Origin of the sequence: Aureimonas fodinaquatilis, from assembly GCF_008369445.1 — a bacterium.
GTDB lineage: Bacteria > Pseudomonadota > Alphaproteobacteria > Rhizobiales > Rhizobiaceae > Aureimonas > Aureimonas fodinaquatilis.
In genome coordinates, this window is record NZ_VTWH01000002.1 from 1,153,929 (window position 1) to 1,168,451 (window position 14,523).

At 55.4% G+C, this 14,523-nt stretch carries 17 protein-coding genes and 1 tRNA gene; 7 read left to right on the forward strand and 11 right to left on the reverse strand.

The genetic code is table 11. The annotated features are described in order from the left end of the window. Positions 1-5 precede the first annotated feature (5 nt). Positions 6-1,046: an L-idonate 5-dehydrogenase gene (locus FPY71_RS11735; protein WP_149300417.1), complete on the reverse strand. Its 1,041-nt coding sequence runs from the start codon at positions 1,044-1,046 to the stop codon at positions 6-8. A 166-nt stretch (positions 1,047-1,212) separates the two neighbouring features. Between FPY71_RS11735 and FPY71_RS11740 the strand changes: the two genes are divergently transcribed. Further along, positions 1,213-1,458, forward strand: coding sequence for a DUF3297 family protein (locus tag FPY71_RS11740; protein WP_149300418.1), 246 nt, complete (start codon positions 1,213-1,215; stop codon positions 1,456-1,458). Positions 1,459-1,560: 102 nt separating this feature from the next. Further along, positions 1,561-1,637 (forward strand) — tRNA-Met (locus tag FPY71_RS11745). Between the two features lie 354 nt (positions 1,638-1,991). Here the strand turns inward: FPY71_RS11745 and FPY71_RS11750 are convergent. From FPY71_RS11750 to FPY71_RS11785, 9 genes are all read right to left on the reverse strand, one after another. Next, complete coding sequence (locus FPY71_RS11750; RefSeq protein WP_149300419.1) at positions 1,992-2,771, reverse strand: ABC transporter ATP-binding protein; 780 nt, start codon at positions 2,769-2,771, stop codon at positions 1,992-1,994. Continuing rightward, entirely contained in the window at positions 2,756-3,589 is an 834-nt protein-coding gene (locus FPY71_RS11755) for an ABC transporter permease (protein WP_149300420.1), read from the reverse strand. Before FPY71_RS11755 ends, FPY71_RS11750 begins: the two co-directional genes overlap by 16 nt. Positions 3,590-3,592: 3 nt before the next feature. Further along, positions 3,593-4,432 carry an ABC transporter permease gene (locus FPY71_RS11760; protein WP_149300421.1) on the reverse strand — a complete coding sequence of 280 codons (840 nt, stop codon included), beginning with the start codon at positions 4,430-4,432 and terminating at the stop codon, positions 3,593-3,595. Next, on the reverse strand, positions 4,429-4,749 hold the full coding sequence (locus tag FPY71_RS11765) for a 4Fe-4S dicluster domain-containing protein (RefSeq protein WP_149300422.1): 321 nt from the start codon (positions 4,747-4,749) through the stop codon (positions 4,429-4,431). Before FPY71_RS11765 ends, FPY71_RS11760 begins: the two co-directional genes overlap by 4 nt. Further along, positions 4,746-6,347: an FAD-binding protein gene (locus FPY71_RS11770; protein WP_149300423.1), complete on the reverse strand. Its 1,602-nt coding sequence runs from the start codon at positions 6,345-6,347 to the stop codon at positions 4,746-4,748. The genes FPY71_RS11765 and FPY71_RS11770 overlap by 4 nt, the downstream gene beginning before the upstream one ends. 47 nt (positions 6,348-6,394) lie before the next feature. Next, positions 6,395-7,477 (reverse strand): ABC transporter substrate-binding protein, encoded by a 1,083-nt coding sequence (locus tag FPY71_RS11775; RefSeq protein ID WP_188052315.1) that lies wholly within the window; start codon positions 7,475-7,477, stop codon positions 6,395-6,397. A gap of 273 nt (positions 7,478-7,750) precedes the next feature. Next, a complete protein-coding gene (locus FPY71_RS11780; RefSeq protein WP_149300596.1) occupies positions 7,751-8,722 on the reverse strand; it encodes a sensor domain-containing diguanylate cyclase in 972 nt (323 codons plus the stop codon). A gap of 196 nt (positions 8,723-8,918) precedes the next feature. Next, positions 8,919-9,050, reverse strand: coding sequence for a hypothetical protein (locus tag FPY71_RS18765; protein ID WP_281287496.1), 132 nt, complete (start codon positions 9,048-9,050; stop codon positions 8,919-8,921). A 147-nt stretch (positions 9,051-9,197) separates the two neighbouring features. Further along, positions 9,198-10,085 carry a LysR family transcriptional regulator gene (locus tag FPY71_RS11785; protein WP_149300425.1) on the reverse strand — a complete coding sequence of 296 codons (888 nt, stop codon included), beginning with the start codon at positions 10,083-10,085 and terminating at the stop codon, positions 9,198-9,200. 120 nt (positions 10,086-10,205) lie between these two features. Between FPY71_RS11785 and FPY71_RS11790 the strand changes: the two genes are divergently transcribed. The 5 genes from FPY71_RS11790 to FPY71_RS11810 all read left to right on the forward strand — a co-directional run bounded on the left by FPY71_RS11790 (position 10,206) and on the right by FPY71_RS11810 (position 14,069). Next, positions 10,206-10,946, forward strand: coding sequence for an SDR family oxidoreductase (locus FPY71_RS11790; protein WP_149300426.1), 741 nt, complete (start codon positions 10,206-10,208; stop codon positions 10,944-10,946). A gap of 14 nt (positions 10,947-10,960) precedes the next feature. Continuing rightward, positions 10,961-11,503 (forward strand): AAA family ATPase, encoded by a 543-nt coding sequence (locus FPY71_RS11795; RefSeq protein WP_246160378.1) that lies wholly within the window; start codon positions 10,961-10,963, stop codon positions 11,501-11,503. A 78-nt stretch (positions 11,504-11,581) separates the two neighbouring features. Beyond that, complete coding sequence (locus tag FPY71_RS11800) at positions 11,582-11,962, forward strand: DUF6180 family protein (RefSeq protein WP_149300427.1); 381 nt, start codon at positions 11,582-11,584, stop codon at positions 11,960-11,962. 257 nt (positions 11,963-12,219) lie between these two features. Next, on the forward strand, positions 12,220-13,026 hold the full coding sequence (locus FPY71_RS11805; protein ID WP_246160379.1) for a MipA/OmpV family protein: 807 nt from the start codon (positions 12,220-12,222) through the stop codon (positions 13,024-13,026). A gap of 209 nt (positions 13,027-13,235) precedes the next feature. After that, on the forward strand, positions 13,236-14,069 hold the full coding sequence (locus tag FPY71_RS11810) for an RDD family protein (protein ID WP_149300428.1): 834 nt from the start codon (positions 13,236-13,238) through the stop codon (positions 14,067-14,069). 105 nt (positions 14,070-14,174) lie between these two features. Here FPY71_RS11810 and FPY71_RS11815 read toward each other — a convergent pair whose 3' ends face one another. Next, complete coding sequence (locus FPY71_RS11815) at positions 14,175-14,396, reverse strand: hypothetical protein (protein ID WP_149300429.1); 222 nt, start codon at positions 14,394-14,396, stop codon at positions 14,175-14,177. Positions 14,397-14,523 lie beyond the last annotated feature (127 nt).

Genomic DNA, 14,523 nt, shown 5'->3' on the forward strand with positions numbered 1-14,523 from the left:
CAATTTCAGGCGGCAGTCAGCACAACCTTGACACTCTGCGAACGGTCGAGGGCCAGACGAAACGCAGCAACGGCGTTTTCCAGCGGTTGCCGGGCGGTGATCAGCGCTGCAACATCAATGGTGCCATTGCCGATCAATTGCACTGCAAGATCAAAGACATTGCCGAAGCGGAAAGAACCTTTGAGATCAATTTCCTTGGACATGACATTGTTGGCCAGCACCGGAAGCTCACCCGCAGCAAGATTGCCTATCTGCACAATCGTGCCACCACGCCGCACGACGCGGATAGCGGAGTTCAACCCCGCAGGCACGCCCGTTGCTTCAAACACGACATCTGGCATCTCTGCCAAAGCAGCCGCCAGATCAGCGTGAGACAGATCCACGGGCGTGAAGCCCAGCTTGGCGGCAAAGGCCAGAGGTCCGACAGCAATATCGGCCAGGGCAACGTGCGCGGCACCCCGGTAACGAGCCACCATTGCAGTCAGCAGACCGATGGGGCCAGCCCCCATGACCAGCACACGCTTGCCAGATACGTCGCCCGCCCTGGAAACAGCGTGCAGGCACACTGCCAGCGGCTCAGCCAGCGCTGCGGCCTCCATAGGCACGCCATCAGGAATTTTTACGCATTGTGCGGGCACTGCGTCAAAACTGGAAGCAAAACCGCCGGCCATATGCGGAGTTTTGGACGCCGAGCCCATGAAGTAGATATTCTCGCACAGATTTTCTCGATGAGCGCGGCACTGCGGGCATTCACCACACCAGCGAGAAGGATTTACCGCGACACGGTCTCCGATCGCCAGCCCGGATACGCCCTCACCCAGCGCCTCAATCGTTCCGGCGACTTCATGGCCAAGCGTCAGTGGCGAGGTGACAACGAAATCCCCGGTGCGTGCATGGCGAAAATAATGCATGTCGGAGCCACAAATGCCGCCCGCGCCGAATTTGACGCGAACCATGCCGGGTGCCACGGTGCCCAGAGGTTCATCCACAACTCGCAGATCTTCGGGAGCGAAAATTTTCACCGCACGGGCATTGTCTATGCTCATTGATTCAACCCTCAAATGACAGGAGCAAATTGGCCTGACCAAATTTGCTTTTGTGTGACTTATGTACAGACGCAAGTCAATGCTTTGAGCATTTGTTGGCTGATAAAGGCTTTCCTCACGCGTTGTGTTGGATTAAGCCTGCAACGCTAAACAAGGGATGTAATGAATGAGTGAGATTCCGGATCGTCTATCGGTCAATCCATCGAGCCCGTTTCACAATGAAGACCTTCTGAAGCAGGGTGTTGGCATAAGGTTCAACGGCGTCGAAAAGACGAATGTCGAGGAATATTGCATCAGCGAAGGCTGGATTCGCGTTGCCGCCGGCAAGGCACTGGACCGCGCGGGCAACCCGATCACCATAAAGCTGAAGGGCACTGTGGAAGCTTATGTCCAAACATCGGCAGAGAAGTGAATATCCTGCTTGACAGGAGAGCAATGCTTTTCCTATATCGCGCCACTGCCTGCGGCTAATACGGCTCGGGCGGTGGGTCGGTGCTTCCATTAGCTCGATTTTGGCGGAGTAGCTCAGTTGGTTAGAGCAGCGGAATCATAATCCGCGTGTCGGGGGTTCAAGTCCCTCCTCCGCTACCAAAAATAAGCTTTTAAAACAGCGCCTTAATTGTCACGCCGTCTATATGATGGGTGGTTTCAGGTCGCTAACGGATGCGTGAAATTCCCGTTTATGACAGTGGCATCCTGGGCTAACGACGAATCCGTGCGACACGCGGGCGCCAAGTCAGCGACCTTCACTCACTTGTAGCCAGCGCTGTTATGGCTCGCAGAAAGTTCGCTGCCCGGCGCGCAACAATCCAAATTAAGTAGTGCAAGAACGAGCATCTTAGTCTTCAGACAGACGAAAATAGCCCGCTCTTCACCGGGCTATTTATTTGCAATGCCGCCTAATCAATCAAAGGAATCTGTGCGGAGATCCTCCTCAGCAAGCTATCAGGTTTCAAGCGACTGATAAATTTCGGACTTGGCCAGGTTGAACGCAGTGCTGTTTCTGTCAGCCGCGTCAGACGGAATGTCGACAACATCTTTGATGCGTCCGGGGCGAGAAGCCATGACAACGACCTTGCTGGACAGCAAAACTGCTTCTTCCACATCGTGTGTGACCATCAGGGCCGTTATCCGGTGATGCCGCCATATCCGCAGAAGTTCCAGTTGCACCTGCCGCCGCGTCAGCGAATCCAGAGCACCCAACGGCTCATCCAGCAACAGCACATTTGGCCGCGTCACAAGGCTGCGGGCCAATGCCGCCCTTTGCGACATGCCGCCAGAGAGTTGATGCGGAAAGGCACTGGCAAAATCGGTCAGGCCAACGAGTTGCAGCAGTTCCGCAACCCGCTGCTGTTTGATCTCCGGTGCCAGTTGGGACTTGTGAAGGGCCAACCGCACATTGCGCTCCACGGTCAGCCATGGCAGCAGCCTATGATCCTGGAACACCATGCCCCGCTGGATACTGGGACCCGCAATGGGCCTGCCGCCAACTTTCAGCAAGCCGGAATCTGGAGTTTCCAAGCCCGCAAGCAAGCGCAGAATGGTTGATTTGCCACAGCCGCTTGGGCCCACGATGCTCACAAACTGACCTTTTGGCACATCAAGCGAAACGTCCTTCACTGCATCGAATGCAGCACCGTTCACCAGAAAGCTTTTTGAGACATGTTCGAGGCTTAGTCCCTCACTCGCCGGGGCAATTGCCTCGTTGATCAGTTCTCCAACCATGCTTCACCCTTCCGAGAAACGATTTTCAGAATTCGGTGCAGAATGAAGCCAATGATGCCCAGCACCAGAATTGCGGCCAGAACGGCGTCCATCCGCCCGTCCACACGGGCCGCGGCCAAAACGACACCCAGCCCGTCACCGCTGGCAATGAGATACTCCGCGCCAACGGTGGAAAGCCACGCAGAAGCAATGGCCAGTTCAAGCCCGGATACAAAGGCCGGAAAGGCCGCTGGCACCACGATTGTGCGTATCTGCGCCAAACGGCCCAGTTCCAGCACATCCCCTACTTCAAGATACGAGCGTGGAACCTCGCGGCAGCCGGCTTCGACACTGATGACAACCGGTAGAAAGCTGGCAAGCGATACCAGCGCGACAATCGCTGTGCTGCCATTGCCAACCCAGGCTGTCAGCAGTGGCACCCAGGCAAATATGGCCACCTGCCGCAAAGCATTGACACTTGGACTGCCAAGAGAACGCATTGTGGTGGAAAGGCCGAATGCCAAACCCAGAACAATTCCGGCTGATGCTCCGATCGTAAAACCGAGCAGCATTTTCAGCACCGTATTGCCAAGCGAAGTCAGCAGAGTACCGTCCGCCGCCATTGAGACCAAGGCGGAAAGAATGGAGTGGACGGGCACAATGATATTGGGGTTTCCCCACTGAAAATGGGCAGCAATCCCCCAGGCGAGCAGAATTATCACCGGCAGTGCCAGACCACGCATATCAGGCATGGTCAGCGCTTTCGCGGAGTTTTCCGGCGAAGAGGCACGGCGAAACAAGGATCTGGGGGGATAGCTTGGGGGCAATTCGGCCGTCATTTCTCATCCTCGCGGAAATTTGCGACCCAGCCAGGTCTGCGCGTGCAGAAGGCCATAGTCGAGTGCCCAACCGGCCAAGCCGATGACAATCACCACAACGATCAGGATATCGAGCTGAAACATCGTCCGACCCCACGTCATCAGATAGCCAATGCCCGACGCCGAGGCGATCATTTCCACAACGACCAACGCCTGCCAGCCTTTGCCTACGGAGGTTCGGAAGCCTGTGAACAGCGCCGGAGCCATGGCCGGCAGAACAATGAAGCGCAGCCGTGCAAACCTGGAAAGCTCCAGTACGTCACCCACTTCCGACAGGCGGCGCGGCAGAATACGCGCACTTTCATAGGAATTGACCAGGAGGGGCAGAAAGCAGGCCTTGGCAATCACCGTAATCTTCAGGGCCTCGCTAATGCCCAGGAACAGCATCAAAAAGGGAATCCAACCGAGACTTGGTACAAACCAGATGGCACGAATGAATGGGCCGAGATAGGCATCAACCCTTTTGGAACGCCCCATTGCAATTCCCAGCGGGATCGCCAGAACCACCGCCAACAGCAGGCCCTGCACCACCCGCAGAAAGCTGATCGCCAATTCGCTTTGCAACTGGCCGGTACCGATCAGTTCAACAGCGGTTTGCAGCACAAGTGAAGGAGGCGGCAGGATTAAGGGCGAAATCAGCTCATACCGGGCAGACACGCTCCAGACCAGCAGAAGCAAAAGTGGCAGCACAATTGGCAAGAAGGCGCGACCGCGCCAGACAAGCGGCGCTTTATCGCCGCGCCCACTCCACCAGGCCGCGCGACCTGCCGGAAGCGCTCCGCCAGCTTCTATCTGATGGCTCATTCGCTCAACCTGAAATTCTGTGCGTTTTCACTTCCGCCAACCTTTCCGCGCGCCCACCCCAACTGACGTGCATAGCTGCCAAAAAGACCCGCCTCGCTGACATTCTCTTCGCTGATGCCGAGCGGGCCTTCGGCATGCGGATGCACATAAAGCGCATCGGCCGGACAATAGATTTCACAAAGAAAGCAGGTCTGGCAGTCGTCCTGCCGGGCTATGACGGGTATGCGCTCGGGCGTCGTGTCAAAAACTCCCGCTGGGCAAATTTTGACACAGATATCGCATTCGATGCATCGGGTGGCTGAAACGACCTCGATCATGACGCAGCACTCCGGGACAGCGGTGCAACGAACTGCCCATCCTCACCACTCAGAAGCAGTCGTGCGGGCGTGCGCAGATGCTGGGGTGCGTCCTGCCTCCGGTGCAGGCCCCGTGTTTCCTGCCGCGCCAGTGCAGCCCGTGTGATCCACCGACCCACAGCAACCATGCCCGCCAGTTCACGATGTCGAAACCGCTCAGCGGGCAGTTGGCCGCCGCGTTCCCGGATATGTGCCCAAAGATCATCAAATACACCCAGGGAGTTGCGAAGCGTTGCGCCCGTTCGAAAGAAACTCCGGTCCAGCGGCACCAACTCCGCACGAACGCCTGCAAGTATTTCCTCCTGATTCAAGCTGCCAGCGACGTCCGGTCGCAAACCTGCTTTGCCAAGGGGAATTTCCCGGCCATCGGCATTTTTCGCAGCAGCAGCGGTCTTTGCTGCGCCTTTGCCCGCCCAGGCGCCACTGGCAATTGCCCATGAGGCATTGATCGCACCGCCGCCGGAAACACCGCCCGACAGGTTTTCGCGACTGGCGGCGTCGCCTGCAACGTAAAGGCCAGGAACACCTGTCCAGCATTCATCATTCACCACATGCACGCCGCCCGTGCCTCGAACTGTTCCCTCATACCGCATGGTCACCGGAACAAGGTCCTGGAACGGGTCAACGCCAATCCGATCATATGGAAGAAAGCAGTTCGGTTGGGCGATGCGAAACCACTTCTGGCGATAATCGTTCAGACGCTCGATCCGGGCAAAAACCGGCCCTGCAAGCAGCGCCCGGGCAACTTCGGCATCACGCTCATCCCCGGCAAGACCTGGGCTGTTTGCAGCTTCAATGGACGAGCCATCCTGATTGTAAAAATTGGCATATTGAAAGGCCACGCCCTTGTTGAGGGAACTGCCCAGCGGCGCCAGCGTGTACTTGCCGGTAAATTCCATTCCGGACATTAAAGCACCAGCCTCTGCGGCCATGAGATAGCCCTCGCCCGTCATACCGGTGCCACCCAATATGCGCTCGCGAAAGGCGCAGCCGCCGCTGGCAAGAACCACAGCGCCTGCCATTATCTGCCAGACATCACCTGAGTGACGCTCGACCCCTGCCGCTCCAATGACCCGACCGTCAGCGTCCGCCAGCAACTCCAAGGCTGGATGATGATCGAAAACCTTCACGCGGCGCTTCAGCACTTCCCGGCGCATGAAGCGCATATAGTCCATGCCCCGCAAATGGGTCATATAGACCGTTCCATCATCCTTGCGGGGAAACGGAAACCCAAGTTCGGAAAGGCGAACCAGGTTTGCAAACGACATATCGAGGGTTCGATACATCCAGAGCTCGTCGCCGAGACCAAGGGAAGCCGTAAGCTGCTTCTCCACCGTAAGTCTGCGCCCTTCACCAGGCGGCACACACCATGTACCCGTGCTGGAGGGGGCGGTTGCTCCACTTGTACCCAGATAACCCTTGTCGACGAGCGTAACTTCCGCTCCGGCTTCAGCGGCAGTCAAAGCGGCCCATGCCGCTGCGGGTCCGCCGCCGATAACCAGAACGCCTGTGCGCAATGCCTGCTTGTTGTTGGATAGTGTGTGCTGTCTTGCTGCCATTTCCGCTCCAGACACGTGCATGCTTTACGATGCCAGCAGGCTGGAATTCATGCCTTGACGGGCGCGCCCGTGGCATCACGAACCGGCCAGAAATTTGTAAGGTTGAGCTCCTGCAGAACAGTGTCCAGCGGTTGCCGGTCAACCCACTCATCCAGATCAATCGGAGAGCGGATGAACTTGTTTTCAAGACTGAAAGCTATTCCCGCTTCAAGTTGCGCCAGATACAGCTCATCAATGACCGGAGAGAATTGGGTTTGCAGATTGACCCCTTCGAACTCCTCCTCCATCACCGTGCGTGACTGGCCGGAGAGCGTCCACAAATCCAGAACTTCCTCGCGGTTCTCTTCATTCGAGCCCCAAGCAGACTCTTCAATGAAAACGCGCAGAACCCTCTGCGTGGCTTCAGGGTATGCTGCTGCAAATTCTTCAGTGACAAGGAACGAGCCAAACGTGCTGACCGGCGAAATCTCATTCTTGGAAGAATAGAGCAGGTCGGCAACACCATCCTTCACCAGCTTCAGAAAGTTGGATCCGCCCCAGCCGAAATCGAGATTGCCCGTCGTCAGACCGGTGATCTGATCAGGGTTGGTGATATCAAAAAGCTCAACGTCACTTTCCTTGAGACCATGGGTGGCCAGCAGATTGGATAAAGTCAGCTGGCCGATACTGCCGCGGTTCAATCCGATTTTCTTGCCGCGAAGATCTTCGATCGTTTCGATCCCCGCCCCTTTGCGCACGACGAGATACATGTGGCCCGCGCCATAGGATGACAAAATCTTTGTCTTCAACCCGCGGCTGCGGCCGATAATGTTTGGCAGCCCTCCATACGCGGCAAAGTCTATCTGCCCAGCGGCAAGACCCTCATTGATGGCCGGTCCGGCTTTCGTTGGAAAATCCCACTCGATGCGAACGTTTTCGCCCGCAAATTCCTTCTCGAGACTTTCTTTGGCTCGCACCAGTCCAAGTCCCTGCAATCCGTAGTTTTTGCCATAGCCTGCACCCGGCCCGGCAAGTCTTATAACGTCCGGCAGCGCGTTGTCTGCATGCGAGGGTCTGTGCAGAGTGGCCAGCGCCGCTGCTGCCAGCGCGCCCTTGAGAATGAGGCGACGGGATGGGGATCTGGTTGTCATATTGCGGCTCCTAAACAGTGAACCAACAATATCTATTAAATCCATAGACAATAAGGATTATCATTTCATACTGAGTAGCCTTCTGAAATGCTTATGCTACTGAGACGGAAAATTTGAGGATTCTGGAGCCGACCCTACCGGCTTGTAACGCGCACAGAGCCGGACACTTGACATCCGGCCTTCGGCGTCTGTCGCGCTCATTGATCCAGGTAAAACAGACTACAGTTGGGACCGCGCCACTCAAAGGCACGGTGGCCCGCGTGCGCCACGCGGTTATGCCACAATGCAGCGGTTTCTGCCTTGTGACTTGGCTTTATAGAGCGCTTTATCGGCCTTATCGAACCAGGATTGCACTTCCTCCAAACCGTGGCATGCCGCTACGCCAAAGCTCGCGGTAAAGGGCAGACTGGGCAATTGAGGGATCGTCGCGGATTCAATAGCGTGGCGCAGACGCTCCGCAGCTTTCAACGCGTCCGCACCGTCTGTGTTGACCAGCAGCACAGCAAACTCTTCCCCGCCAATTCGTCCCAGTTGTTCCTCACTCCGCATAACGTCCTCACAGGCAGCGGTCGCGCTTTTGAGCACGGCATCCCCAACGCCGTGGCCATGTGTGTCGTTGATGGATTTGAAATGGTCCAGGTCAAAAAGAGCAAGGGTGACCGGTTGACCATGGCGCACATGCCGCTTCATCTCGCGCTCAGCCGCCTCGGTAAACGCCCTGCGTGTGGCGGTTCCAGTCAACGCATCGCGTGAGGCGATCTGGCGCAATTCAAACTGCGAAATCACAATTCCGGCGAAATGGCGCAGCGTAGCAAAGTCACCCGGCCCGAACTGTCTCACGCTCGTGTCTGCAATGCAGATAGTGCCAACATTATACCCGTCGGGAGACGTCAGCGGAATGCCAAGATAACTGCGCAAATGCGGTGGACCGACAACCAGTGGGTGGTTGGCAAATCTGTAGTCCAGCAAAGTGTCTTCGACACTGAGAACAGCATCTGACTGAATGGTATAATTACAGAATGCAATGTCACGCGGCACTTCAGAAATGCTCAGCCCTGCACTGGCCTTGTACCACTGACGCTTGTCATCAATCACTGAAACCAACGCTATGGGAACTTTGAAAATAATCTTGAGCAGTTCGACGATATGATCAAATTGTGGTTCCGCAGGCGTGTCTATCACCTCATAACGCGCCACAGCGGCCAACCGGCCGGCTTCATCGCCAAGCTTGAGATCACGAAACATTTGCACACTCTCTGCCGGGGAAGTCAGCGCGACCATACTCAATTAGTGGTAGAAGTCCAAGCCTGTGGCCTAAAATATAAGGGTGGTTCGATGACGGAGTCGCAAGCACTTGTGCGTCGTCGCTTGCGAACACCGTTGATGACTCGAACTGTCAGACCCGTTCCGGTCTTTTGAAATCCGCTCGTGATGTCATTGATCAATCCGGCGTGCCGTTGATTTCGGTGTTTACGATATCATCATCCACCGCAACCCCCTGAAGCATCCATGCGCCCATTGCCACAATCATCAAAACGGCAAGGATTATGGTGATAGTCTTACTGCGGATCATGCTTGCTTCCTTATTTATCGCCGCCGATATTGAAGCCTGCCCATTCTGAGCAGTCGGCTGCATGCGAAATACCACGAGAGCGTTCTCCTCGTCGAGCGCGGCGTACTCAGTATGCGTTCGCACTGCGCGCATTATACCTGCCCGTTGTCAGGGTCCGAACCGGATATTGGCGAGCCAGTCCAGAAAGACTTTCACGCGGGGAGAAAGCTGTCGATCACGAGGGTAGACTGCGCAAACCGGAGACGGCGATGGCGGCGCATCCTGCAGCACTTCGACAAGACGACCCGTCGCCAGATCGGCCTCCACATGGTAGCGTGGCAACTGGATAAGGCCATGCCCCTCAAGGGCCGCCAACCGCAAGGTTTCTCCTCCCGTCACGGAAACTCTGGCTGGCAGCACAATCTCGCGCCTGCCCTTTGCCGTCATGAATTCCAACGGAATGACCGCGCCGGTTACCGATGATATGAAGGCAACCATCTGGTGCCCGTCGAGCGCATCAGACGAGGAAGGCACCCCACACTTTTCTAGATAGGCCGGAGCCGCACAGGTGATCTCGGCTAACTCGCCAAGCCGTCGGGCGATAAGGTCGCTGTCGCGCGGAACGCCAACACGAACCGCACAATCGATACCCTCTCTGACAAGATCGACGAGCCGATCACCTTCTGATAGAACGAGTGCAACCTCAGGATGCCGATCGAGAAAGCTGCCTATCTGCGGCAGCAGAAAGTGGCGCGACAACGTGCCATGGACATCGACACGCAGGCGCCCCCTCACCTCACCCCTCGTAAAGCTGGCCTCGGCATCCTCAATATGGGCCAGGATTGTATGGCAGGCGCTCAAATAAGCCTCTCCATCAAGGGTTGGCGTAACCACACGCGTGGTGCGGTCAAGAAGGCGCACGCCAAGCCGAGCCTCCAGCGACTTGACGGCGTCGGTGACCGTCGAGCGCGGAAGTCCCAATTCCAGAGAGGTCTGGGTGAAACTGCGCGTTTCAGCCACCCTGCAGAAAACACGCATCGCATCGAATCTGTCCATTGTTCGAATTTACCGGATACTGATGCTGGATTAAACGGGATTACCCACAGAAATATTGCCACTATCTGTCCGTGACCAAACACATGGGTCCATGAAAAATGCTTGCAAAGGAAACGGCATATGACCACTGGAAATCTTAAGGTCGCTTTGGTTACAGGCGCGTCTCGTGGCATCGGCGCGGCAATTGCAGAACGTCTGGCAGCGGATGGCTTTGTTGTCATCGTAAACTATTCAACCAATCTGGAAGCTGCAGAAAAGGTTGCAGCAGCAATTTCCAGGGCTGGTGGGCAGGCGCATGTTGTAAAAGCAGATGTCGCCGATGCCAAACAGGTCGCCCATTTGTTCGACAAGGTTGAAAGCTCCTTTGGTTCACCTCAGGTGCTTGTGAATTCGGCAGGCATCATGCAACTGGCATCGCTTGCCCAAAGTGACGACGATCTTTTTGATCGGCTGGTGAGCGTCAACCTGAAGGGCAGCTTCAACACTCTTCGCGAGGCTGCACGACGCATGCCGGATGGCGGGAGGATCATCAATATCTCAACCTCGGTCATCGGCTCCAGATTGCCCACCTACGGCGTCTATGCCGCAACAAAAGCGGCGGTGGAAACAATGAGCACCATCCTGTCCAACGAACTTCGTGGGCGCTCGATCACCGTTAACACAGTTGCGCCAGGCCCGACGGCAACGGAGTTGTTTCTCAACGGCAAGACGGATCAGCAGATTGAGTTCCTGAGCAAGGCCAACCCGCTGGAACGACTGGGGCAGCCGGATGACATTGCGCGCGTGGTGTCGTTTCTGGCCGGCCCCGATGGCGGCTGGATCAACGGGCAGACACTCCGGGCCAATGGCGGCATGATCTAAGGGGAACGCAACGAATGCCTGACCATATGTTTATTGTCACGGGCGGACCCGGCACAGGCAAAACCTGCCTGATCGAGAAACTGGCGCAACGCGGCTTTCTCAGCATGCCAGAGGCCGGCCGGGCAATTATACAGGATCAGGTCAGGATTGGCGGAGTGGCTCTGCCCTGGTCAGACAGAGCTGCCTTTGCAGACCTTATGCTTGGATGGGAATTGCGTTCCTGGCACGAAGCTTCAGCAATAACGGGAACTGTCGTGATGGACCGGGGCATCCCCGATGTGATGGGCTATCTCGACCTCTGCGGACTGCCTGTTCCAAGTCATGTCGAGGCCGCCGCAAAACTCTACCGGTACAACAGGCGCGTCTTCCTCGCGCCATTCTGGAACGCAATTTTTACCGAAGATGCCGAACGGAAGCAAAACCTGGAAGAAGCTGAGGCTACCGGCAGGGTTATGGTCGAAACTTACACCAGGCTCGGCTATGAGATTGTCGAGTTGCCGTTCGTTGGAGTTGAAGAGCGTGCCGATTATGTCATGGAGCGCCTGCGCACTGGATAATCGCTTCATCTAGCTACACACAGCGCGACGCCGCTCCATATTTGGCCGGGCCTGCCAAGTGCCAAAGGAGAATTTGCAATGAACTATGCGGCCCTGATGCTTTCCAGCATCGGCTTTATTGGCCTGGCCTTCTCCGCAAATGCCGAACAATCCGATTTTCATCTGACTTACCACGTTGAACGCACTCCCAGCGCTCAACTCAGTATCGAAACGTGCGGCGAGGCAGTCATGCAGAAGGCAAGAAATACCGGCCTGCGCTCTGACATCCAGAGCTATCCGAACCAGCTTGTGACTGTCAGCGGCGGACGTGAAGGAAGCGGGGCTTTCATCGCGCAGTGCATTGCCGTTGGTGATGTGACAGTCAGCGTGGTGCAAGGCATCGACTACGAAAGTGGGAAGGGAGCGATCGGCTCTTTTGCGGACGATGCATTTGATGCCGTCAAGGCAGCAGCAGATTAATGGCGCTTGACGCTATCCGCTGTTGGGCCTGTATCAAAAGCAACACAATTCAAAACATTGATTGCTGACCACAGGTAGGCAGTACCATTAAATTTATAATCTGATAACGCTTCATTACGAATAAATGACGCTGGAGCTTACCGCCCCCTGTCTTCACTGCGGGACTCTCCAACTCTTTGTTCCGCCGCAATTTCGGGCGAACGGCCGGCAGGCAGTTTCCGGACTTGTCTCAGAATTCGTCACGAGGGCTGAATGTGATGCGTAAACTGCTACCTGTAATATTCGCCTTGGGCGCCATGCATATTGGCAATGCAGCAGCACAGGAGGATGTGCGCATCGCTCCGGCGCCGGAAACCGATATCCTGCTGGAACTTGGTGTTGGTCCGCTCATCCGTCCAAGCTTTGAAGGGTCCTCGCAGTACGAGATCGTTCCTTCGCCAATCATCCGGCTGCATTATCTCAACATTCCAGGCTTGATAGAAATTGGACAGGGGCTGGATACGGGCCTGAGCATCGGCCCCTCTTTTGGCTACACAGGTGAGCGTAAGGCAACCGACGTACCAGGCCTCTATGGGCTTGAGGACCTTGACGCGACATATGAGCTTGGCCTTCGTCTTGGTTACGGCTGGAGCTTTGCGCCGGAATATGGCGCGGAAGTTTATGGTGAGGCACGTTACGCGTTCGGAGAGGCCACCGGCCTGGTGGGCGGACTCGGTGCAAATGGTATATTTCGCCCGACCCAAAGCCTGACATTGAAGTTTGGCCCCACGGCCACATTCGCTTCAAACGGCTATATCGACACGTATTTTTCAGTTTCCCCACAGGAAAGCATAGCATCCGGTGGCGCGTTGGATATTTATGATCCATCAGGTGGCTTCAAGACGGTGGGGCTCAGCGCCGAGGCCCGGTTGGAGTTCCAGCCCTCGTGGTTCCTCAACGGCCAGGCCGGCTACGATCGCCTGATTGGCAGCGCGGCAGATTCACCCATCATGCAGGCTGGCAGCAGAGACCAGCTCTATTTCGGCATTGGCATATCCAAGGTCTTCTCGCTCGACCTGTTCTGATTAACCAGAGCTTGCGCGGGCTTTTGAGGGCCCGCGCCGACCCCGTCACCTGATATCCTGACAGCTTATCTGCTGGCATTCCTTTGCAATGCCGGCCGGCGCGGTCACGCAATCAGAAATATTCTCTATTTTATATATGAATTTTGCTGGACGCGAGAACCATCTCTTAATACATGGCTGTGTGTATAAACGGCGCGGGGATGGCATGAATGCATTGGTATTACACAGTAAATGAAGTGGACAGCGGCCCATTCGAAGAACAAGCTATCAGACAGGCCATATCGTCTGGCCAGATCAATGGTGATACACTTGTCCGGAATGAGGAAATGAAAGACTGGGCACCGGCGCGCGATGTCCAGGATCTTGCAGATATTTTCCGGCTGCCTCCTGTTCTGCCCTCAGCGGCAATATCGCCCACTTTATCAGGTACGAAGACTGATCAGGGGGCCGCCGCCATTGATATGGAGCATGAGCAAATCATCAATGTTCGATTGCTCTTGGAAAACTCTGCCAATCGCCAGCTTGCAGGCCCATGGACGCGGTTCTTTGCACGCTTGCTGGACATGATCGTGATGATAATTCCCGCATCAATCATCACCATCATTATGCATGCGATCATCATCATTGCTCTACCTGTAACAATTAATAATATAATCCAAAATGCAACTTATATATTAATAGTACCAAATATTCTGATATCTAGCGCTTTAACAATAACGGTATTTGGCAATTCCATTGGAAAAGCCATTTTTGCCATCAAAGCAGTCCCAATACAATCTGACCAGCGAACACTGTCATTTAAAGATCATTTATACAGGGAAGTCCGGGTCTGGCGATTTGGACTTGCTTTCTTCTTTCCCCTGATTGATTTTTACACCATGCTCAAAAACTTTTACAGGGTCGTAAAATGGCTGCCTGCCGATTACGATGTTGGCCAGTTTACGGTGTTGTCTTACTCGCAAAACAGATACAGGCGAGCAGCCGCCATTGCCTTTACGGTGATAATTTATGGCGGCTTGAATACGCTCATGATCTTTCTATAAATTCCAGACCAGACCAATGGCCAATAAAAAACGAGCCCGGCAATTTCTGCGGGCTCGTTGAATATTATAAGCCTGGGTCAATGCGCGCCAAACGGTTGGCTGCGCTTATAAAATACCCAATAGCTTGGCGCTTGGAGCGGCTTCTGCCTTCTTTTTCGAAGATTCACCAACAGCCGGTGCAGAAACATAGGCGGCAACGCTCATCGCCTCACCCCAACCTTCATTCCAGGCGTCAAATTCTGGTGTTCCAACGTCATATGTGCAGGCAGAGCGCGCCAAACCGCGGGCATGGTCCTTCTTGCCTTCTTCAAATGGGTTGTCGCTCATATATGCCTCCATAGTCACTGGCTGATTCAGCCAAATCCAACATGGCACAGCTTTGGCCAAATACCAGTACCGACTTCGAAGAATCATCAAAATGATATGCTGTGCCTTACTTCCCCCGGGTTGCACT